This is a genomic window from Streptomyces sp. NPDC020983 (assembly GCF_044333485.1).
Classification (GTDB): Bacteria; Actinomycetota; Actinomycetes; order Streptomycetales; family Streptomycetaceae; genus Actinacidiphila.
Genome location: NZ_JBIRRA010000002.1, coordinates 369831 through 390352 on the forward strand (window position 1 = coordinate 369831; position 20522 = coordinate 390352).

A 20522-nucleotide genomic window follows, 5' to 3' on the forward strand; every position below is an offset into this window, starting at 1 on the left:
GGGCGGCGGGCACGCCGCGGGGGCGCCGGGCCGGTGCGTCAGCCCTCCGCCCGCTCCCGGCGCCGCACCCGCGCCCAGATGAGCTCCAGCAGCACCGCGCCCGCCGCCGCGATCCCGGCCGACGCCCAGGGCACCTCGTCACCGACCAGCTTCAGCGCGAAGAAGTCCTGCAGCCACGGGACGGCGAGCACCAGCGCGAAGCCCAGCACCATGCCCAGCACCAGCAGGATCCGCCACCAGGTGTAGGGGCGGGCGATGATCGCCAGCACCCACAGCTCCAGCAGGAAGAGCGTGAGCGTCGCCGCGCTGGTCTCCGCGTCCAGCGCGCCGTCCCCGGTGTAGTGGTGCCGGGCCAGCAGGTAGGCGGCGAACGACGCCACGCCGCAGACGGTCCCGGCGGGCGCCGCGTACCGCATGACCCGGCGCACGAAGTCCGGCCTGGCCCGCTCCGTGTTGGGCGCCAGCGCCAGGAAGAAGGCGGGCACCCCGATCGTCAGCGTCGACAGCAGCGTCAGATGCCGCGGCAGGAACGGGTACGGCACCTGCCAGCACACCACCAGCACCGCGAGCAGCACCGAGTAGACGGTCTTGGTGAGGAAGAGCGTGGCGACCCGGGTGATGTTGCCGATCACCCGGCGGCCCTCGGCCACCACCGAGGGCAGCGTGGCGAAGCTGTTGTCCAGCAGCACGATCTGCGCCACCGCCCGGGTGGCCTCCGAGCCCGAGCCCATCGACACGCCGATATCGGCGTCCTTGAGCGCCAGCACGTCGTTGACCCCGTCGCCGGTCATCGCCACGTTGTGCCCGCGGGACTGGAGGGCGCCGACCAAGTCCCGCTTCTGCCGCGGGGTGACCCGGCCGAAGACCGTGCCCTCGTCCAGCACCCCGGCCATCGCCTGCCGCTCGGCCGGCAACCGCCGCGCGTCGACCGGGGCCTGCGCGCCCGGCAGCCCGAGCTTCGCCGCGACGGCGCCCACGGAGACGGCGTTGTCCCCCGAGATCACCTTGACGTGCACGCCCTGCTCGGCGAAGTACCGCAGCGTGTCGCCCGCGTCCTGCCGCAGCCGCTGCTCCAGGACGACGAGCGCGACGGGCGCGACGTCCCGCGCGACCTCCGGGTCGTCCAGCGCCCGCCCGGCGCGGGCCAGCAGCAGCACCCGCAGGCCCTCGTCGTTCAGCCGGTCGGCCTCGCCGAGCGCCGGGTGCCCGGACGGCAGCAGCACGTCGGGGGCGCCGAGCAGCCAGGTGCTGTCCGTGCCGTCCGGCTCGGTGAAGGCGGCGCCGCTGTACTTGCGGGCGGAGCTGAAGGGCAGCACGCCCCGGCCGCGCCAGCCGGCCGCGCCGGCCGGCGGGTAGGCGTCGACGATCGCCCGCATGCTGGCGTTGGGGCGGGGGTCGCAGCCGCCGAGCGCGGCGAGCGCGCGGGCCGCGTACCCGGCGCGCCCGCCGTCCGCCCCGCTGTTCACCCCCTCACTGCCGTCCGCCCCCGCCCCGCCGCCCGTACCGTCCAGCGTCCGCAGTTCGGTGACGTCCATACCGCCCTCGGTGAGGGTGCCGGTCTTGTCCAGGCACACCACGTCGACGCGGGCCAGCCCCTCGATCGCGGGCAGCTCCTGCACCAGGCACTGCCGGCGGCCCAGCCGGACCACACCGACGGCGAAGGCCACCGACGTCAGCAGCACCAGGCCCTCGGGCACCATCGGCACGATGCCGCCGACGGTCCTGCGCACCGCCTCGCGCGCGTCGTGGCTCCCGACCGTGAACTGGCTGACGACCAGCCCGGCCGCGGTCGGCACCATCGCCCAGGTGATGTACTTCAGGATCCGGCTGATGCCGCCGCGCAGCTCGGAGTCGACCAGCGTGAAGCGCGAGGCCTCCGCGGCCAGCTGCGTGGCGTAGGCGTCGCGGCCCACCTTGGTGGCGGTGAAGGCCCCGCCGCCCGCGACGACGAAGCTGCCGGACATCACCGGGTCGCCGGGGTGCTTGAGCACGGGATCGGCCTCGCCGGTCAGCAGCGACTCGTCGACCTCCAGACCGTCGGCCTCGGCGACCTCGCCGTCGACCACCACCTTGTCGCCCGGGCCCAGCTCGACCAGGTCGCCGAGCACGATCCCGGACGTGGGGATCCCGACCGTCCTCCCGTCCCGGCGCACCTCCGGCCGGGCCTCGCCGACGACCGCGAGGCTGTCCAGGGTGCGCTTGGCCCGCAGTTCCTGGAAGACGCCGATCGCGGTGTTGGCGACGATGACGAAGCCGAACAGCCCGTCCTGGACCGGGCCGACCACCAGGATGACCAGGAAGAGCCCGCCGATGATCGCGTTGAAGCGCGTCAGGACGTTGGCCCGGACGATCTCCGTGACCGGCCGCGAGGACCGTACGGGGACGTCGTTGACCTGCCCCGCCGCCGTCCGCCGCGCCACTTCGGCGCTGCTCAGCCCCGGCAGCCGCGCCGCCACGCCCGCCACGTCGCCTTCCGCCATGAGCCGACGTTACGTGCCGCGGGCGCCTTTCACCCGTTTCCTGGCGCTTCGTGCCTTCCGCGGGGCGGGATGCCCCGTGGAAGGCGCCCTCCGTGTCCTACGTGTCCTACGTGTCCTGCGGGTCCTGCGGGCCGTCCTCGCCGGGGCCGGCGGCAGCGGCGGCGCGGTGGCGCGCGATGGCGTCGCGCCGGGAGCGCACGTACTTCAGGCCCACCAGGCCGAGGCCGCCGCCCGCCGCGCAGGTCCAGATGAACCACGTGTGCCCGTGGTCGGAGTACCAGCCGTAGAAGGGGAGCTGCACCACGAAGAGCGCGAACCAGACGGCCGTCCCGACCGTGACGGTCATGACGTCGTTGGCCTCCAGGGGCTCGGGGGCCTCGCGCAGGGGTCCTGGCTGCTTGCTCATGGCGCCATCGTATGCGGCCGCCGCAGCCCTCGGGCGGGCGGGCGGCAGGGCCCGCGGGCCCGTGCGGGCCGGGGCGTCTACGCGCGGAGATAGCTTTTTGGGTGGTTGTGTATTCATACTGAAACCAGTCAGTGTTGACTGAAATCATTCGTATGATCGCCCATATGAGGGCGAGCCCCCGCCCCCATGAGGTTTCACATGCCCGCCTCGGCCCCCGCTCCGGTCGACATGGGCCGGTCGCCCGGTCACCCGTCCAGCAACCCGCTGGACCGCTACTTCCGCATCTCAGAGCGCGGTTCCACGATCCCGCGGGAGATCCGCGGCGGTCTCGCGACCTTCTTCGCGATGGCCTACATCATCGTGCTGAACCCGATCATCCTGGGCTCGGCGGAGGACAAGTTCCACCACCACCTCGACGGCGGGCAGCTCGTCACCGCCACCGTGATCACCGCGGCCTTCACGACGCTGCTGATGGGCGTCCTCGGCAACGTGCCGATCGCGCTGGCCGCCGGCCTCGGCGTCAACACCGTCGTCGCCCTCCAGCTCGCCCCCAAGATGAGCTGGCCGGACGCGATGGGCATGGTCGTGCTCGCCGGTATCGCGATCATGCTCATGGTCGCCACCGGCCTGCGCGAACGCGTCATGACGGCGGTGCCGCTGGGCCTGCGCAAGGGCATCGCGATCGGTATCGGCCTGTTCATCCTGCTGATCGGCCTGGTCGACTCGGGCTTCGTCAGCCGCATCCCGGACGCCGCGCACACCACCGTCCCGCTCCAGCTCGGCGCCGGCGGCCACCTCACGGGCTGGCCCGTGCTGATCTTCATCCTGGGCACGCTGCTCACGCTGGGGCTGATCATCCGCAAGGTCGCGGGCGCGATCCTGATCTCCATCGTCACGATGACCGTGCTCGCGCTGATCATCGACGCCGTGGCCGACATCCCGGCGGGGAACTGGGGCCTGACCGTCCCCAAGTGGCCCGGCAACCCGGTCGCCACCCCGGACTTCGGCCTGATCGGGAAGGTCAGCCTCTTCGGCGGCTTCCACGAGGTCGGCATCCTCACCGGCGTGCTGTTCGTCTTCACCGTGCTGCTGTCGTGCTTCTTCGACGCGATGGGCACGATCCTGGGTGTCAGCGACGAGGCAGGGCTCCTCGACAAGAAGGGCGACCTGCCGGGCATCAACAAGGTCCTGATGATCGACGGTGTCGCCACCGCGGTCGGCGGCGCCACCTCGTCCTCGGCGAACACCTGCTTCGTCGAGTCCACCGCGGGTGTCGGCGAGGGCGCGCGGACCGGCCTCGCGAGCGTCGTCACCGGTCTGATGTTCGTCCTCGCGCTGTTCCTCACCCCGCTGGCCACCATGGTGCCGGCGCAGGCGGCCACGCCCGCGCTGATCGCGGTGGGCTTCCTGATCCTGGCCGGGTCGATCCGCGAGATCGACTGGAGCGACTTCACCATCGCCATCCCGGCGTTCCTGACGATGGTGCTGATGCCCTTCACCTACTCGATCACCAACGGCATCGGGATCGGCTTCCTGACCTTCTGCGTGCTCCGGGTCGTCGCCGGCCGCGCCAAGGAGGTCCCTCTCGCCCTCTACGCCGTCTCGGCCGTCTTCGCCTTCTACTACCTGATGCCGGCGCTCGGACTGCTGTAGGGCGGAGGCTGCGCCGCGCCCCCGGATCCGCCCGTCCGGGCCGGGGGCGCCGCGGCCGGCGGCTCCCCCCGGCCGCCGTAGAGGCGCTCGGTCTCCTCGACCGCCGCCTTGAAGCGCTCGTCGAAGTCGTCGCGGACCAGGGTCGCGACGACGTAGTCCTGTGCGGTCATCCCGCGTCGGGCGGCATGCTCGCGGATCCGGTCCCACAACTGCGCGTCTATGCGCAGGCTGAACACTCTCGATGCCATACGCCCACGGTCGCGGGCGAAGGCGGCCGTCGTGGCCGCTTTCGCCCGCGACCTCATCCGTTCGGGTGAGATGTGGGCGAGAGGCGGGTACGAGAGCCGGGTCCGTGCGCGCACAGATTGTACTTAGGTTAACTAATGAGCTAACCTAAGGAACGTGACCGAACTGTCCGAGGACGACCGCGCCGCCGTCAACGAGCTCCGCGGCGCCGTGATGCGGCTGTCCCGCCGCCTGCGCAGCCAGCGCGTCGACGAGACGCTGAGCCCCACCGAGATGTCGGTGCTGGCCACCCTGGCCCGCTGCGGCTCCGCCACCCCCGGCGAGCTGGCCCGCAAGGAGCACGTCCAGCCGCCGTCGATGACCCGCATCGTGGCGATGCTGGAGGCCAAGGGGCTGGTCCGCAGGGAACCGCACCCCGACGACCGCCGCCAGGTCGTGGTCAGCCGCACCGAACAGGCCGACTCGATGCTGGCCGAGAGCCGCAGCAAGCGCAACGCGTTCCTGGCCTCCCTCGCCGAACGGCTGAGCGAGGAGGAGCTGGCGGTCATGCGCGAGGCCGCGCCCGTCCTGGAGAAGCTCGCGCACCTGTGACCGACCCGGAAAACCCGACGAGGGGGAGGCGAGTACCGATTGAGTTCGGCAGCCGGACCACACACCGCAACCGAACCTGACCGTCCCGCGGTGAGGAGGACGGGCACCTTCAGCTCGCTCAAGATCCGCAACTACCGGCTGTTCGCGACCGGCGCCGTGGTGTCCAACACCGGCACCTGGATGTCGCGGATCGCCCAGGACTGGCTGGTGCTCAGCATCACCGGCTCGTCCTTCGCGGTGGGCATCACCACCGCGATGCAGTTCCTGCCGATGCTGCTCTTCGGCCTGTACGGCGGCGTGATCGCCGACCGCTACCCCAAGCGGAAGATCCTGCTGTGCACCCAGGCCGCGCTCGGCGTCCTGGGCCTGCTGCTCGCAGGGCTCACGCTGGGCGGCGTGGTGCAGGTCTGGCACGTCTACACGATCGCCTTCCTGCTCGGCGTGGTGACCGTGGTCGACAACCCCACCCGGCAGACCTTCGTCGTCGAGATGGTCGGCCCCGACGTGGTCCGCAACGCCGTCTCGCTGAACGCCGCCAACTTCCAGGCCGCCCGGCTCGTCGGCCCGGCCGTCGCCGGTGTGCTGATCACCGCCGTCGGCAGCGGCTGGGCCTTCCTGATCAACGGCCTGTCCTTCCTCGCCCCGCTCACCGGCCTGCTGCTGATGCGCGCCGGCGAGCTGCACACGATCGAGAAGGCGCCGCGCGGCCGCAAGGGGCAGCTGCGCGAGGGCCTGAGCTACGTCGCCGGGCGGCCCGAGCTGATCTGGCCGATCGTGCTGGTCGGCTTCATCGGCACCTTCGGCTTCAACTTCCCGATCTGGCTGTCCGCCTTCGCCAACAACGTCTTCGACAGCGGCGCCGGCACCTACGGCGTCCTCAACTCGCTGATGGCCGGCGGTTCCCTCATCGGCGCCCTGCTCGCCGCCCGCCGCAGCGCAACCCGGCTGCGGATGCTGGCGGCCGCCGCCGCGGTCTTCGGCCTGCTGGAGGCCGCCGCCTCGCTGGCCCCGGCCTTCTGGATCTTCGCGGTGCTGCTGGTGCCCATCGGCGCCTTCGGGCTCACCTTCAACACCACCGCCAACGCCAGCGTCCAGCTCGCCACCGACCCGGTCATGCGCGGCCGCGTGATGAGCCTGTACATGATGGTCTTCGTCGGCGGCACCCCGGTCGGCGGTCCGGTCATGGGCTGGGTCACCGACACCTACGGCGCCCGCGTCGGCTTCATGAGCGGCGGCCTGATCTCCGCGCTCGCCGCCGTCGGTGTCGGCCTGGCCCTCGCGCGGGCCGCGGGCCTGCGCCCGCAGATCGACCTGCGGCGCGGCAGCGGCCGCCCGCTGGTGGCCTTCGTGCCCCGCCGTCCGGCCGCCGCCCCGGCCGCCCCTGCCGGGTCCGCGGCCGGCCCCGTTCCGCCCGCCCTGCCGCCGGTGAAGGCCGCACGGTGCGGGCCGTCCGCACCCGCCGCCGGACCCGCCGTCCACGCCGCGCCCGCCGCCTGCGACGACGTGCCCGCGGGCGGGGAGGGAACCGGACGCCGCGCCGGCAACGCGCCGAGCCCCGCGCGGTGAGGCTCTTCGCGGCACTGCTGCCGCCGCCCGCGGCCGCCGACGAGCTGGCCGCGACGCTCGGCCCGCTGCACCGCCTGCCGGGCGCCCGCGACCTGCGCTGGACCGCGCCGGACAGCTGGCACTACACGCTGGCCTTCCTCGGCGAGGTGCCCGACACCCTGCGCCCGGACCTCGACGAGCGCCTCGCCCGCGCCGCACGGCGGCACGAGCCCTGCACCCTGCGCGTCTCGGGCGGCGGGCGGTTCGGCGACCGGGCGCTGTGGGCCGGGGCCGAGGGCGACGTGCGGGCCGCGGCGGCGCTCGCGGCCGCCGTCCGGGCGGCGGCACGCCGGGCCGGCGCCCCGGCCGACGAGGAGCACGGCTTCCGCGCCCACCTCACGCTGGCCCGCACCTCCCGGGGCGCCCCGGTCGACCTGCGCCCCTTCGCCGCCGCGCTCGGCGGCTTCCGCGGTGCCCGGTGGACCGCTGCGGACCTCAGCCTGGTCGCCAGCCGGCTGCCGCGCTCCGGCGTCCCCGGCGAGCGCCCGTACTACACCGTCGTGGCCTCCTGGCCGCTCGGCGGACCCGGCTCCCGCTCCGGCCCCGCGGCGCCGCCCGGGCGCGGGACGGCCGGCGGGGCCGGTTAGTCTCGGAGGGTGGACCCGAAGACCCGTACCCGCGTGATGACCGCCGCCCTCTTCCTGATGCTCGTGGTGGTCGCGGTCGCCGCCGCGGTGCGCTGACCGCGGCGGCGACCGGCGCACGGCCGGGCGGCGCCGCCCGCTACCAGGCGAAGGCCTCCGGGGACGGGCCCGGGCCGGGGAAGACCTCGTCCAGCGCCGCCAGGAACTCCTCGGACAGCTCCAGGTCCACCGCCCGCAGCGCCGACTCCAGCTGCTCCGTGGTGCGCGGGCCGACGATCGGCCCCGTGACGCCCGGCCGGGTGAGCAGCCACGCCAGGCCCACGTCGCCCGGGTTGAGGCCGTGCTTGCCGCACAGGTCCTCGTACGCCTGGATCTGCGCGCGCTGCTGCGGGTCGGCCAGCGCGTCCGCCGACCTGCCGCTCGTCGAGCGGGCCGCGCCGCCCTCGGCCTGCTTGCGCAGCACTCCGCCGAGCAGCCCGCCGTGCAGCGGCGACCAGGGGATCACACCGAGGCCGTAGCCCTGCGCCGCGGGGATCACCTCCATCTCCGCGCGCCGCTCCATCAGGTTGTACAGGCACTGCTCGGAGGTCAGGCCGAGCGAGCCGCGCCGCCGGGCGGCCTCGTTGGCCTGCGCGATGTGCCAGCCGGCGAAGTTGCTGGAGCCGGCGTAGAGGATCTTGCCCTGGGTCACCAGGACGTCGACGGCCTGCCAGATCTCGTCCCACGGCGTGGCCCGGTCCACGTGGTGGAACTGGTACAGGTCGATGTAGTCCGTGCCCAGCCGCTTGAGGCTGGCGTCCACGGCGCGGCGGATGTTCAGCGCCGACAGCTTGTCGTGGTTGGGCCAGGCCTCGCCGTCCGGGCCCATGTTGCCGTAGACCTTGGTGGCCAGGACCGTCCTGTCCCGGCGGCCACCGCCCTTGGCGAACCAGGAGCCGACGATCTCCTCGGTCCTGCCCTTGTTCTCACCCCAGCCGTAGACGTTGGCGGTGTCGAAGAAGTTGACCCCGGCGTCGAGGGCCGCGTCCATGATCGTGTGGCTGTCCGCCTCGGTGGTCTGCGGACCGAAGTTCATCGTGCCGAGGACCAGGCGGCTGACCTTGAGACCGGTGCGTCCGAGCTGTGTGTACTCCATGGCCTCCAGCCAAGCCCTTGGAGTGCGCTCGAATCAAGGGGCCATCCGGGAGCCGGACCGGACGGCGTACGGCCTGGTGGGGAACGTGCCGGGGGCGCGCCCGCCCGGCGGCCCGTCAGTGTCCGGCGTAGGGCGATCCGAGGCCCCACGCCTGGTGCATCGCGTCGGCGAAGGCGGCCGCCAGCTTGTGCTCGCCGGCCGCGTTGGGGTGGGTGCCGTCGTAGGTGTCGAGGAGGATGTCGTAGCCGTCCGGGCGGGAGGCCAGCAGCAGCGGCGAGGACGGCGAGTCGAGGTCGGCGACCGCCTTGGCCATCAGGGTGTTGAGCTCCGCGCACTGCCCGGCGAAGTCCGCGTCGAGGTCGGCGCGGGTGTTGGGTATCACCGGCAGCATCACCATGCGGATCCCGGGCGCCGCGGCGCGCGCCTGCGCGATGAAGTGCTCGGCGTTGGCGAGGGTCTGCCGGGCGTCGGTGTAGAAGCCGAGGTCGATCAGGCCGAGGGAGACCAGCAGCACGTCGGGCCGGTGCTCGCGGACGACGTCCCGTATCAGCGGCGCCAGGTGCAGCCAGCCCTCGCCCCAGCCCGCCAGGTGCCGCCGGGCGTGCGGCGGGAAGGCCGGGTCGGCGTAGTCGGCGGAGACCGCGGCGTCCGCCGCCCGGTCGTACAGCGCGTCGCGCGGCCCGACCACGGCGAAGGGCTCGCCCTGCGCGACCAGGTGGCGCCACATGCGGTAGCGCCAGGTGTAGTCGCCGGAGGCGCCGATGGTCATGGAGTCGCCGACGAAGAGGTAACGCATGCCGGGCATCATCCCCGACCCCGCGGCGACCGGGGACACTGGGGTGCATGCGCGCGTACATCCCGACGGCCGCCGCCTGCGCCGCCCTTGCCCTGGCGTGGGCCGGCACGCCGGCCGCGGCCACCGGCACCGGCCCCGCCGTGGCCTTCACCGTTTCCGACCCGCGGCTCACGGAGGCGAGCGGGCTGGCCGCCAGCCGCCTGCACCCGGGGATCTACTGGACGCACAACGACAGCGGCGACGGCCCCTATGTCTACGCGGTCGACTCCGCCACCGGCAGGACCGTGGCGCGGGTGGCGATGCGCGGGGTCCACCCCCGGGACGTCGAGGCGATATCGGTCGGCCCGGACGGCGACCTCTACGTCGGTGACATCGGCGACAACCTCGACGGGGCCTGGAAGGAGGTGTGGATCTACCGCTTCCGGGAGCCGGAGAAACTGCACGACCAGAGCGTCGGCGTCACCCGCTACACCGTCCGCTACGACCAGGGCCCGCGCAACGCCGAGGCCATGATGGTGCAGCCGGCGACCGGCCGGGTGTACATCGCCAGCAAGAAGCAGTCCGGCGGCGGCCTCTACCAGGGTCCCGCCAGGCTCACCGCGCACGGCGTCAACACCTTCCGGCGCGTCGCGGACGTGCCCTGGGTGACGGACGGCGCCTTCTCGCCGGACGGCAGCCGCCTGGTGCTGCGCGGCTACTTCTGGTCGGCGGAGTACCGCTGGACCGACGGCGCCCCGCACAAGATCGCCGACCTGGACGTCCCCGCGCAGCGGCAGGGCGAGGGCGTCACCTTCACCCCGGACGGCCGGGCGCTGATGTACGGCAGCGAGGGACGTGACAGCCCGGTCTGGCGCGCGCCGCTGACGGACGCCCAACTGCCCGACAGCGTGGCCCCGCTGCCCCCGGGGGCGACGCCGGGGAGCCGCACGGCGGGCAAGGGTGCGACCGCGACGCCCCGAGCGGGCGGTACCGGCACGGACGCGGCCGGTCGGGGGCCCGGCGGCGCGGGCGGCAGGGAGGTGGGCCTCGGCGCGCTGGCCGTGGCGCTCGTGCTGGGCCTGGCCTCGCGCCGGGTACTGCGCCGCCGCCGGGGCTGAGCCCCGGCGGCGGGATGTCGTCCGGTCAGCCGGTCAGAGCTTGCCGATGACGTAGTCGATGCAGGCGGTGAGCGCCTCGACGTCGGAGGGCTCGACGGCCGGGAACATCGCGACGCGCAGCTGGTTGCGGCCCAGCTTGCGGTAGGGCTCGGTGTCCACGACGCCGTTGGCCCGCAGCACCTTGGCCACGGCCGCCGCGTCGACGCCGTCCGCGAAGTCGATGGTGCCGACGACCTGGGAGCGCTTCGCCGGGTCCGAGACGAACGGCGTGGCGTAGGAGGACTTCTCGGCCCATCCGTACAGCCGCGACGAGGAGTCGGCGGTGCGCTCGGTGGCCCACTTCAGGCCGCCCTGCCCGTTGATCCACTCCAGCTGCTCCTTGAGGAGGAACAGCGTGCCCAGCGCGGGCGTGTTGTACGTCTGGTTCTTCACCGAGTTGTCGATCGCCGTCGGCAGGTCGAAGAACGCGGGGATGTGCCGGCCGCTCGCGGCGATCGAGGCGGCGCGCTCCAGTGCGGCCGGCGAGAACACCGCGATCCACAGCCCGCCGTCGGCGGCGAAGGACTTCTGCGGCGCGAAGTAGTAGACGTCGGTCTCGGTGATGTCGACCGGCAGGCCTCCGGCGCCGGAGGTGGCGTCCACCAGGACCAGCGCGCCCTCGTCCGCGCCCGCGACGCGGCGGATCGGGGCCGCGACGCCCGTCGAGGTCTCGTTGTGGGTGAAGGCGTAGACGTCCACACCGGACTCGGCGACCGGCTCGGGGTGGGTGCCGGGCTCGGACTTGACGACGGTCGGCTCGTCCAGCCACGGCGCCAGCTGCGCCGCCTTGGCGAACTTCGACGAGAACTCGCCGAAGGACAGGTGCTGGGACTTGGACGTGATCAGGCCGTGCGTGGCGATGTCCCAGAACGCGGTGGACCCGCCGTTGCCGAGGACGACCTCGTAGCCGTCCGGCAGGGAGAAGAGCTGCTTGACGCCCTCGCGCACCTGGCCCACCAGGTTCTTCACCGGCGCCTGCCGGTGAGAGGTGCCGAGCAGGGACGTCCCGGTGGCGGCCAGGGCGTCGAGCGCCTCGGTCCGCACCTTGGAGGGGCCCGACCCGAATCGACCGTCGGCGGGCTTGATGTCAGCGGGAATCTCGATATCGGCCACGGACGCAGGGTAGCCCGTCACGGGTCCGTTTCAGCGGGTGTCCCATCGGGTGAGACGGGCTTTTGACGCAACCCCGCGACGCGCGGTGCCCCCGCGCGCCCCTCGGATGCGCCGGCCCGCGGGGAGTCGGGCAAGGTGGTGGCCATGACGGGTGGCGACGGGGCGGGCCGGAGCGGTGGGCTGGAACGGGCGCTGCGCGCCGCGGTACGCGGTGGTGTGGCGTGGGACGCCGGTGCGCGGGCGCTGGTGACGATGGACGCGTCCAACTACCGGCGCGTGCCGCTGGGCGTGGTGGCGCCCGCGGACGCCGAGGACGTGGCGGCGGCGCTCGCGGTGTGCCGGGAGCACGGGGCGCCGGTGACCGCGCGCGGCGGCGGCACCTCGATCGCCGGCCAGGCCACCGGCACCGGTGTGGTCCTGGACTTCACCCGGCACATGGACCGGCTGCTGGAGATCGACCCCGGGGCGCTGACCGCGCGCGTCCAGCCCGGCCTGGTCCTCGACGACCTGCGGCGGGCCGCCGCCCGGCACGGCCTCACCTTCGGCCCCGACCCCTCCACGCACAGCCGCTGCACGCTCGGCGGCATGATCGGCAACAACGCCTGCGGCGCGCACTCGGTGGCCTGGGGCACCACCGCCGACAACGTCAGGGGACTGGACGTCGTCACCTACCGCGGCGAGGCGGCCCGGCTGCGCACCGACGGCCTGGCGGGCCTTCCCGGCCGGCTGCGGGACGGCGCGACGGCACTCGCCGACGCCCACCTGGCACTGCTGCGCACCGGTTTCCCGCAGCTGCCGCGCCGTATCTCCGGCTACGCCCTCGACCGGCTGCTGCCCGAGCACGGCAGGGACGTGGCACGGGCCTTCACCGGCAGCGAGGGAACGCTCGCGGTGCTGACGGAGGCGACCGTGGCGCTGGTGCCCGCGCCGGCCGCGCGGGCGCTCGCGGTGCTCGGCTACCCGGACGAGAGCGCGGCGGCGCAGGCCGCGCCCCTGCTGCTGCCGCTGCGGCCGCTCACGGTGGAGGGGATGGCCGCCGATCTGGTGGGGGAGGCCGCGGCGGCCGAACTCCCGCGCGGCGGTGCCTGGCTCTTCGTCGAGACCGGCGGCGACGGGCCGGACGAGGCGGAGGCACACGCGCGGGAGATCTGCCGGGCGGCGAGCGGCGCGACCGGTCACGCCGTCGTGGCCAACCCCGTACGGCAGCGCGCCCTGTGGCGGATCCGGGAGGACGCGGCCGGAACCGCCACCCGCATGCCGGACGGCACCGAGGCCTGGCCGGGCTGGGAGGACTGCGCGGTGCCCCCCGCCCGGCTGGGCGGCTATCTGCGGGAGTTCCGGGCCCTGCTGGCCGCCCACGGGCTGCGCGGCGCGCCCTACGGCCACTTCGGCGAGGGATGCGTGCACGTGCGGATCGACTTCGACCTCCTCGGCCCGGCGGGCGTCGCGCGTTTCCGCCGCTTCTCCGAGGACGCCGCCGACCTGGTGGTGGCGCACGGCGGATCGCTGTCCGGCGAGCACGGCGACGGGCAGGCGCGCGCCGAGCTGCTGCCGAGGATGTACGGCCCGGAAATGATGGCGCTCTTTTCAGATTTCAAGGACCTCTGGGACCCCGACGGCGGGATGGGTCCGGGAACGCTTGTGCGACCCGACCCCATTGATAGCAACCTCCGCTTCGCCGCGCTGCCTTCCGGAAATGCAGGTTTGAACCCGGTGGTCTTCACCTATCCGGGTGACGGCGGCGATTTCGTTGCCGCCGTCCGCCGCTGCGTGGGAGTGGCCAAATGCCGCTCCTCCGCCGCCGTTTCCGGCGGCGGTTCCGATGTCATGTGCCCGTCCTTCCGGGTCACCGGTGAGGAGCGGCACTCCACCCGGGGCCGGGCCCGGCTGCTGCACGAGATGCTCGCCGGCGAGATCGTCACGGACGGCTGGCGGTCCACGGAGGTCAAGGAGGCGCTGGATCTGTGCCTCTCCTGCAAGGGCTGCCGGTCCGACTGCCCGGTCGAGGTGGACATGGCGACCTACAAGGCGGAATTCCTGCACCAGCACTACCGCGGGCGCCTGCGGCCACGGGCCCACTACGCGATGGGCTGGCTTCCGGTATGGCTGAAAATCGCCCGGAAATTCCCCCGGCTGGTCAATGCCCTCGGCAGGACGCGGCCCACCGCGTGGCTGGCCAAACGGGGCGCCGGGATCGCACGGGAACGCGAACTGCCCGAACTGGCGACCGAGACGTTCACCCGTTGGGCGCAGCGGGATGCCCCGGACGGCGTACAGCGGACAGGGCCGTCCGGGTGGTCCTCTCCGGGGCCGCCCACGGTCGTGCTGTGGCCCGACACCTTCACCGACCACCTCTCGCCCGCGGCGGGGCGCGCCGCCGTCACGGTGCTCCGGGCGGCGGGGCTGCGCGTCGTCCTTCCGCCCGCGGCCGTCTGCTGCGGGCTGACCTGGGTGTCCACCGGGCAGCTGGACCGCGCCCGCACGGTGATGCGGCGGACCCTCGACCGGCTGGGGCCCGTCCTGGACGCCGGGCTGCCGCTCGTCGTGCTCGAACCGAGCTGCGCCGCCGCCCTGCGCGCCGACCTTCCCGAACTGCTCGGCCCCGGCGAACCGCGCGCCGCCCGGCTGGCCGCCTCGGTGCGGACCTTCGCCGAGGCCCTGGAGGAGTTCGCGCCCGGCTGGCAGCCGCCCCGCCTGGACCGTACGGCCGTCGGCCAGACCCACTGCCACCAGCACGCCGTCCTCGGCGACGCCGCCGACCGGCGGCTGCGCGCCCGGGCGGGCCTGACCGGGGAGCTGACCGGCGGCTGCTGCGGCCTGGCCGGCAACTTCGGCTTCGAGGACGGCCACTACGCCGTCTCCGCCGCCTGCGCCGAGGAGGCGCTGCTGCCCGCGCTGCGGGCGGCCGACGGCGACGCGGTGGTGCTGGCGGACGGCTTCTCCTGCCGCACCCAGATCGCGCAGCTCGCCCCCGGCACCACCGCCCGCCACCTCGCCGAGGTCCTGGCGCAGGCACTGGAGGCGGCCCCGCCCGGCCCGGCCTGAGCGGGCCGGGCCGGGGACGGACGGCGCGGGACGGGGGCACCCCGCGGGCGGCCGAGGCTCAGGAGGCCGCCGTCGGGTCACCCTCGACGGTGTGCAGACTGCGGGCGCCCGGACCGGTGTAACGGGCGGAGGGGCGGACCAGCCGGCCGGTGCGCTTCTGCTCCAGGATGTGCGCCGACCACCCGGCGGTGCGCGCGCAGGTGAACATCGACGTGAACATGTGCGCCGGGACCTCCGCGAAGTCCAGCACGATCGCCGCCCAGAACTCCACGTTGGTCGCGAGCACGCGGTCGGGCCTGCGCTCCTGCAGTTCGGCGAGCGCCGCCTTCTCCAGCGCCTCGGCCACCTCGTAGCGCGGCGCGCCCAGCTCGCGGGCGGTGCGCCGCAGGACACGGGCCCGCGGGTCCTCGGCGCGGTAGACGCGGTGGCCGAAGCCCATGAGCCGCTCGCCCCGGTCGAGCGCGCCCCTCACGTAGCCCACGGCGTCTCCCGAGCGCTCGATCTCCTCGATCATGCCGAGGACGCGCGAGGGCGCGCCGCCGTGCAGCGGCCCGGACATGGCGCCGACCGCCCCGGACAGCGCCGCGGCGACGTCGGCGCCGGTCGAGGCGATGACGCGGGCGGTGAAGGTGGAGGCGTTCATGCCGTGCTCGGCCGCCGACGTCCAGTACGCGTCCACCGCCGCGACGTGCCGCGGGTCCGGCTCGCCGCGCCAGCGGATCATGAACCGCTCGGTGATGGACCGCGCCCTGTCGATCTCCCGCTGCGGCACCATCGGCTGGTGCTGCCCCCGCGCGGACTGGGCGACGTACGACAGCGCCATCACCGCGGCCCGGGCCAGGTCGTCGCGGGCCTGGTCGGCGTCGATGTCCAGCAGCGGGCGCAGCCCCCACACGGGGGCGAGCATGGCCAGCGCGGACTGGACGTCGACCCGCACGTCACCGGAGTGCACGGGGATGGGGAAGGGCTCGGCCGGGGGCAGCCCCGGGTCGAACCGCCCGTCGACCAGCAGACCCCACACGCTGCCGAAGCCCACCTGCCCGACCAGCTCCTCGATGTCGACACCGCGGTAGCGCAGCGACCCGCCCTCCCGGTCGGGCTCGGCGATCTCCGTCTCGAACGCGACGACTCCCTCGAGTCCGGGTACGAAGTCGGACATGCGGCGGCTCCTTCGATGCTGTCGGCGGTCGGGCGGCGGTACGGCTCCCCGGTCGTGCCCCGTCACGGGGGAGCCCGTCCTGCTCCGTTCGGACCAGCCATTCTCCCGGTGCGCGGACGCGCGGGAGGGCGTGAGATGCCGCACACCGCCGCTTACCGGCCGCCGCACGCACCCTCCCGCCCCTGGGAGGATGTGCGGGTGCGAGAACCCCACGACCTCCTGCGCGACGGGCCCGACCCGGCCGCGATGCGCAAGCGCTACCGCTCCGTCGGCCTGACGGAGGACGAGCTGGCGCCCGAGCCGTACACGCAGTTCGCCCGCTGGTTCACCGACGCCGTGGCCGCGGCCGAGGACGGCGTGGTCGCCGAACCCAACGCCATGGTGCTGTCCACCGCCGACGCCGACGGCCTGCCCACGTCCCGCACCGTCCTGCTCAAGGGCTACGACCTGGGCGGCTTCGTCTTCTACAGCAACTACCGTTCGCGCAAGGCCCGGGCGCTCGCCGCCAACCCGCGCGCCGCGCTGCTCTTCCCGTGGCATCCGATCGCCCGCCAGGTCATCGTCTCCGGCACGGTCACCCGCGTGGCGCCGGAGGAGACGGCGGCGTATTTCCACAGCCGCCCGCACGGCTCGCAGGTCGGCGCGTGGGCGAGCGAGCAGTCCAGCGTCGTCGCCTCGCGCGAGGTGCTGGAGAAGCGCTACGCCGAGCTGGCCGCGCGCTGGCCGGAGGGCACCGAGGTGCCCGTTCCGTCCTTCTGGGGCGGCTTCCGCGTGGATCCGGTGAGCGTCGAATTCTGGCAGGGCCGGGAGGACCGGCTGCACGACCGGCTGCGCTACGTCCGCGACGGCGAGGGCGGCTGGTCGGTGGAGCGGCTGGCGCCCTGACGCCAGGGCGGCCGGAAACCCGGGAGGAGAGAGGGAAAGGGCCGTGCTCGTGGGGCGCGTCGGGTGCGGCCGGAAACCGCCCCGCAATATGCGCCGGGAACCGCGGCGATATGCGGCGGGAAAAGGAACGACCCGCGGGCTGCCCTCCGGAACCTGGCGGCTCCGGACACCGGCCGGACAAGTCCGGCGAGCCCGCGGGTCGGGTGACTGCGTGGGATTGGCGCGCAACGCGCACGCCCAAGTGCGCGGAGCTAGCCCGCGGTCACCTCACGTGTCCGAGTGCAAACCATGCTTCAGACCACCTCCCTTCTGTGTACTGCCACATTAGGAAGACCTCCGGCGGGCGCACAACTGATTTCCTGAAAGTGCGTGTGACCCACCCCACACGCGGGTTGAATGTGGTGACGTGCAGCCTTTCGACGCGCAACCGAAACCGCTGGGCGACGGCAGCGGCGACGACGACACGTGCCGCCCCCCGGGGGCGGCGTGTCCGGGCGAGGGCGGGACGGCGGACGCCCCGGCCGGAGGCGAGGCGTACGGCGGCGGTGAGCGCCTGCTGGCGGCTCTGCTCGACGGTATGGAGGCGGGCTTCGCGGCCTTCGACGGCGACGGCGTGGTCACCCACTGGAACGCCGAGGCGGTCAGGATCCTCGGCTGGACGGCCGGTGACGCGATCGGGCGGCGCGGCCTCTCCGGCTGGGCGGCGCGCGCGGCGGACGCGGCCGAGGCCGAGGAGTGGCTGCGCCGGGTGATGGGCTCGCCCGGCCGCCATGTGCACGAATTCGCATTGCTGACGAAGGACGGCCACCGGGTGCTGGTGCGCGCCCAGTCCGCCGCGGTGCCCGGCCCGGACGGACGGCCCGCGGGCGTGTACTGCGCCTTCTCCGAGGTGAACGCGCAGATCGACCTGGAGCGCTCCATCGCGCTCAGCGAGGCGCTCTTCGCGGGCGCGTCCTGGGGTGTGGTGCTGATCGACGCCGACCTGCGGCCCGCCGTCGCGAACCCCACCGCGGCGCGCCTGCTCAGGACCGGCCGTGACGAGGTGCTGGGGCGCCCGCTGGGGAATCTGCTCGTCCAGGGCGTGGAGGAGCTGGAGACGGCCCTCCAGCACGTGCTGGCCGAGGGGCCGCCGCCGGCCACCACCGACCTGTGGGTGACCCTGCGCGCCGACCCCGAGGGCAGGCGGCGCTGCTGGCGCTGCGGCTTCGTACGGCTCGGCTCACCGCTCGGCGAGGAGCCCGCGCCGCTGGGCGTGGGATGGCTCTTCATCGACATCACCCGGCAGAAGACCGCGGAGACCGAGGGCGCGCAGGTGCGTTTCCGCTACCAGCAGCTGCACCGCGCCGACCGCGCCGCGGCCGAGTGCGGCAGCGCCCTGGAGGCCGCCGCGCTGCACCTGGACTTCGCACTGGCCGGTTTCGCCGACCACGCGCTGCTCGACCTCGCCGACGACGCCGGGCGGCTGATAAGGATCGCCGCCACACCCGCCGGCGAGCCCGGCCCCTGCCGGCTGCTGACCGACTCGGCCGGGAGCGGCATCCCCGTCGGCTACCCCGCCGCCCACCCGGCGCTCCAGGCCCTGGAGCGGATCGGCACCGTACGCACCAGCTGCGGCCCCGAGGGCACCGCGGACCCCGCGGGGGAGGACGCGCCGGAGGCCTGGGCGGCGGCGCGGCGCTGGCCGGCCGGAACGGCGCACGGGCTGGTCACCGTGCTGCGCAGCCGCGGCCGCACGGTGGGGGCGCTGACCTTCCTGCGCGGCCCCGGCCGCCGCCTCTTCGACCGCGCCGACGCCGCCTACGCCGAGGACGTGGCCGCACGCGTGGCCATGGCCCTGGACCTGGCGGGCCTCGCCGGGGAGAGGTAGCGCGCGCCGGGAGACGCCGGGACGCCGCGCCTCAGTTGCGGTAGAAGATCCTGTCCCGGTACTGCTCGAAGATCTGCGCGTTCCACTCGTGGCCGCCGTCCACGTTGCCGGAGCGGAGCATCGGCGGGGTCGCTCCGCGCGCGGCCAGCTCGGCGGCCGCCGTCGCCATGACGGCCTGCATCAGCGCGCTGGTCACGACGGTCGAGGCCGGGGCGAACGGCGCGGCGACGGTGCCGTCGGACAGCTCGGCGTCACCGACGGCGATCTTGGAGTCCAGGACGATGTCGCAGTTGTCCTTCAGGAAGGTGCCGGACGCGTGCCGGGACGCGGTCTGCTCCGCGTAGGCGACAGAGGTGACGCCGACCACGGTCAGGCCCAGCGCCCGGGCCTTCTGGGCCATCTCGACGGGCAGCGGGTTGCGGCCGGACAGGGAGATCACGAACAGGACGTCGCCGGGCCGGACCGGACTGGTGTCCAGCACCACCCCGGCGAGCCCGTCGACCTGCTCCAGCGCGCTGCCCAGCGTCGCCGGCCGCACGTCAACGCCCACGACGCCCGGCACCACCAGCAGGTTGACCAGCGCCAGCCCGCCCGCGCGGTAGACGACGTCCTGCGCGGGGAGCGAGGAGTGGCCGGCGCCGAAGGTGAAGACCCGGCCGCCGGCCTCGACGGCGTCGGCGACGGCGGCCGCCGCCGCCCTGATCGCCGCGCCCTCCTCGTCGCGCGCCCGGCGCAGCAGGCCGATGGCGGCGTCGAAGTACCGGTCCGACAGGTCCCCGGCTGGCTCGTTCATGCCGATCACCGTGCTGCCCGGGGCGCGGCGTGTCAAGGAGCGCCGGTCCCGGGCGGGCGGACGTCCTCACTTGGGGGCCGGTTGTCGGCGGCATGCGTCAGAATTGGTCCAGGGCCACGCACGATTCACATGAGGGGCGCGCATGTCCGGACTCATCGACACGACGGAGATGTATCTCCGCACCATTCTGGAGCTGGAGGAGGAGGGCGTGGTCCCGATGCGCGCCCGAATCGCCGAGCGCCTCGACCAGAGCGGACCGACGGTCTCCCAGACGGTCGCGCGCATGGAGCGGGACGGCCTGCTGCACGTGGCGGGCGACCGGCACCTGGAGCTGACGGCCGAGGGCCGCCGCAGCGCGACGCGGGTGATGCGCAAGCACCGCATCGCCGAGTGCCTGCTGGTCGACGTGATCGGCCTGGAGTGGGAGCAGGTGCACGCCGAGGCGTGCCGCTGGGAGCACGTCATGAGCGAGGCGGTGGAACGGCGCGTGCTGGAGCTGCTGCGGCACCCGACCGAGTCCCCGTACGGCAACCCGATCCCGGGCCTGGAGGAGCTGGGCGAGGAACGGGAGACCGACCCCTTCCTGGAGGAGGGCATGGTCAGCCTCAACGACCTGCGGCCGGGCGACTCCCCGGCCAGCGTGGTCGTGCGGCGGATCGGCGAGCCGATCCAGACCGACTCCCAGGTGATGCACACGCTGCGGCGGGCCGGCGTGCAGCCCGGCGCCGTGGTGAGCGTGACCAGCTCGGCCGGCGGCGTCATGGTCGGCAGCGGCGGCGAGGCCGCGGAGCTGGACGCCGAGGTCGCCTCGCACGTCTTCGTCGCGAAGAGCTGATTGCGGGAACGCGGGCCGCCCGGGCGTCGTGACGACGCCGGGGCGGCCCTTTCCCCTCCCTGCCCCCCCGCGCCCCCCGCGCCCCTCCCTGCCCTCCCCTTCCCCTCCTGTCCCTCCCGTTCCTCCCGTCGCCCGTGCGGCAGTGTGCCGCCCTCCCCAGGGGGCCGGACGGGACCCGTGGAGGCGCCGGGAC

At 74.1% G+C, this 20522-nt stretch carries 17 protein-coding genes; 9 read left to right on the forward strand and 8 right to left on the reverse strand.

Annotated features, from left to right (window positions below; translation table 11 throughout):
• Window positions 1-38 precede the first annotated feature (38 nt).
• Complete coding sequence (locus ACH4SE_RS05070) at window positions 39-2480, reverse strand: HAD-IC family P-type ATPase (protein WP_398541898.1); 2442 nt, start codon at window positions 2478-2480, stop codon at window positions 39-41.
• Window positions 2481-2586: 106 nt separating this feature from the next.
• The gene (locus ACH4SE_RS05075; protein WP_398541899.1) at window positions 2587-2886 is read right to left on the reverse strand and encodes a DUF2530 domain-containing protein; all 300 of its coding nucleotides are present in this window, start codon (window positions 2884-2886) and stop codon (window positions 2587-2589) included.
• 198 nt (window positions 2887-3084) lie between these two features.
• On the opposite strand from ACH4SE_RS05075, the gene ACH4SE_RS05080 reads away from it, so the two are divergent.
• Window positions 3085-4539 (forward strand): NCS2 family permease, encoded by a 1455-nt coding sequence (locus tag ACH4SE_RS05080; RefSeq protein WP_398541900.1) that lies wholly within the window; start codon window positions 3085-3087, stop codon window positions 4537-4539.
• Here the strand turns inward: ACH4SE_RS05080 and ACH4SE_RS05085 are convergent.
• Window positions 4509-4787 (reverse strand): hypothetical protein, encoded by a 279-nt coding sequence (locus tag ACH4SE_RS05085; RefSeq protein ID WP_398541901.1) that lies wholly within the window; start codon window positions 4785-4787, stop codon window positions 4509-4511. The two genes, ACH4SE_RS05080 and ACH4SE_RS05085, sit on opposite strands and share 31 nt — an antisense overlap.
• 211 nt (window positions 4788-4998) lie before the next feature.
• Between ACH4SE_RS05085 and ACH4SE_RS05090 the strand changes: the two genes are divergently transcribed.
• The 3 genes from ACH4SE_RS05090 to thpR all read left to right on the forward strand — a co-directional run bounded on the left by ACH4SE_RS05090 (window position 4999) and on the right by thpR (window position 7568).
• Entirely contained in the window at window positions 4999-5376 is a 378-nt protein-coding gene (locus ACH4SE_RS05090; protein WP_398542138.1) for a MarR family winged helix-turn-helix transcriptional regulator, read from the forward strand.
• Window positions 5377-5466: 90 nt separating this feature from the next.
• Window positions 5467-6942 (forward strand): MFS transporter, encoded by a 1476-nt coding sequence (locus ACH4SE_RS05095; RefSeq protein WP_398541902.1) that lies wholly within the window; start codon window positions 5467-5469, stop codon window positions 6940-6942.
• Window positions 6939-7568 carry an RNA 2',3'-cyclic phosphodiesterase gene (gene thpR / locus ACH4SE_RS05100; RefSeq protein WP_398541903.1) on the forward strand — a complete coding sequence of 210 codons (630 nt, stop codon included), beginning with the start codon at window positions 6939-6941 and terminating at the stop codon, window positions 7566-7568. Before ACH4SE_RS05095 ends, thpR begins: the two co-directional genes overlap by 4 nt.
• Before the next feature lie 136 nt (window positions 7569-7704).
• On the opposite strand, the gene ACH4SE_RS05105 is transcribed toward thpR, so the two are convergent.
• The gene (locus ACH4SE_RS05105) at window positions 7705-8700 is read right to left on the reverse strand and encodes an aldo/keto reductase (protein ID WP_398541904.1); all 996 of its coding nucleotides are present in this window, start codon (window positions 8698-8700) and stop codon (window positions 7705-7707) included.
• A gap of 115 nt (window positions 8701-8815) precedes the next feature.
• On the reverse strand, window positions 8816-9496 hold the full coding sequence (locus ACH4SE_RS05110; protein WP_398541905.1) for a GDSL-type esterase/lipase family protein: 681 nt from the start codon (window positions 9494-9496) through the stop codon (window positions 8816-8818).
• A 47-nt stretch (window positions 9497-9543) separates the two neighbouring features.
• On the opposite strand from ACH4SE_RS05110, the gene ACH4SE_RS05115 reads away from it, so the two are divergent.
• Entirely contained in the window at window positions 9544-10593 is a 1050-nt protein-coding gene (locus ACH4SE_RS05115) for a hypothetical protein (protein WP_398541906.1), read from the forward strand.
• A 33-nt stretch (window positions 10594-10626) separates the two neighbouring features.
• Here the strand turns inward: ACH4SE_RS05115 and serC are convergent, their stop codons facing one another.
• Window positions 10627-11745: a phosphoserine transaminase gene (serC, locus tag ACH4SE_RS05120; protein ID WP_398541907.1), complete on the reverse strand. Its 1119-nt coding sequence runs from the start codon at window positions 11743-11745 to the stop codon at window positions 10627-10629.
• 144 nt (window positions 11746-11889) lie between these two features.
• Between serC and ACH4SE_RS05125 the strand changes: the two genes are divergently transcribed.
• Complete coding sequence (locus ACH4SE_RS05125) at window positions 11890-14790, forward strand: FAD-binding and (Fe-S)-binding domain-containing protein (protein WP_398541908.1); 2901 nt, start codon at window positions 11890-11892, stop codon at window positions 14788-14790.
• A gap of 58 nt (window positions 14791-14848) precedes the next feature.
• Here the strand turns inward: ACH4SE_RS05125 and ACH4SE_RS05130 are convergent, their stop codons facing one another.
• Window positions 14849-15949, reverse strand: coding sequence for a citrate synthase 2 (locus ACH4SE_RS05130; protein WP_398541909.1), 1101 nt, complete (start codon window positions 15947-15949; stop codon window positions 14849-14851).
• Between the two features lie 246 nt (window positions 15950-16195).
• Between ACH4SE_RS05130 and pdxH the strand changes: the two genes are divergently transcribed.
• Entirely contained in the window at window positions 16196-16834 is a 639-nt protein-coding gene (gene pdxH, locus ACH4SE_RS05135) for a pyridoxamine 5'-phosphate oxidase (protein ID WP_398542139.1), read from the forward strand.
• 406 nt (window positions 16835-17240) lie between these two features.
• Window positions 17241-18701, forward strand: a complete 1461-nt coding sequence (locus ACH4SE_RS05140) for a PAS domain-containing protein (RefSeq protein WP_398541910.1) — start codon at window positions 17241-17243, stop codon at window positions 18699-18701.
• A 31-nt stretch (window positions 18702-18732) separates the two neighbouring features.
• On the opposite strand, the gene ACH4SE_RS05145 is transcribed toward ACH4SE_RS05140, so the two are convergent.
• Window positions 18733-19494 (reverse strand): SIS domain-containing protein, encoded by a 762-nt coding sequence (locus ACH4SE_RS05145; RefSeq protein ID WP_398541911.1) that lies wholly within the window; start codon window positions 19492-19494, stop codon window positions 18733-18735.
• A gap of 142 nt (window positions 19495-19636) precedes the next feature.
• Between ACH4SE_RS05145 and ACH4SE_RS05150 the strand changes: the two genes are divergently transcribed.
• A complete protein-coding gene (locus ACH4SE_RS05150) occupies window positions 19637-20329 on the forward strand; it encodes a metal-dependent transcriptional regulator (protein WP_398541912.1) in 693 nt (230 codons plus the stop codon).
• Window positions 20330-20522: the final 193 nt, after the last annotated feature.

Coding starts and splice junctions, on each gene's coding strand:
- ACH4SE_RS05070 (WP_398541898.1), bottom strand. CDS start 2,480: ATGGCGGAAGGCGACGTGGCGGGCGTGGCGGCGCGGCTGCCGGGGCTG.
- ACH4SE_RS05075 (WP_398541899.1), bottom strand. CDS start 2,886: ATGAGCAAGCAGCCAGGACCCCTGCGCGAGGCCCCCGAGCCCCTGGAG.
- ACH4SE_RS05080 (WP_398541900.1), top strand. CDS start 3,085: ATGCCCGCCTCGGCCCCCGCTCCGGTCGACATGGGCCGGTCGCCCGGT.
- ACH4SE_RS05085 (WP_398541901.1), bottom strand. CDS start 4,787: ATGGCATCGAGAGTGTTCAGCCTGCGCATAGACGCGCAGTTGTGGGAC.
- ACH4SE_RS05090 (WP_398542138.1), top strand. CDS start 4,999: ATGCGGCTGTCCCGCCGCCTGCGCAGCCAGCGCGTCGACGAGACGCTG.
- ACH4SE_RS05105 (WP_398541904.1), bottom strand. CDS start 8,700: ATGGAGTACACACAGCTCGGACGCACCGGTCTCAAGGTCAGCCGCCTG.
- ACH4SE_RS05110 (WP_398541905.1), bottom strand. CDS start 9,496: ATGCGTTACCTCTTCGTCGGCGACTCCATGACCATCGGCGCCTCCGGC.
- ACH4SE_RS05115 (WP_398541906.1), top strand. CDS start 9,544: ATGCGCGCGTACATCCCGACGGCCGCCGCCTGCGCCGCCCTTGCCCTG.
- ACH4SE_RS05125 (WP_398541908.1), top strand. CDS start 11,890: ATGACGGGTGGCGACGGGGCGGGCCGGAGCGGTGGGCTGGAACGGGCG.
- ACH4SE_RS05130 (WP_398541909.1), bottom strand. CDS start 15,949: ATGTCCGACTTCGTACCCGGACTCGAGGGAGTCGTCGCGTTCGAGACG.
- pdxH (WP_398542139.1), top strand. CDS start 16,196: ATGCGCAAGCGCTACCGCTCCGTCGGCCTGACGGAGGACGAGCTGGCG.
- ACH4SE_RS05145 (WP_398541911.1), bottom strand. CDS start 19,494: ATGAACGAGCCAGCCGGGGACCTGTCGGACCGGTACTTCGACGCCGCC.
- ACH4SE_RS05150 (WP_398541912.1), top strand. CDS start 19,637: ATGTCCGGACTCATCGACACGACGGAGATGTATCTCCGCACCATTCTG.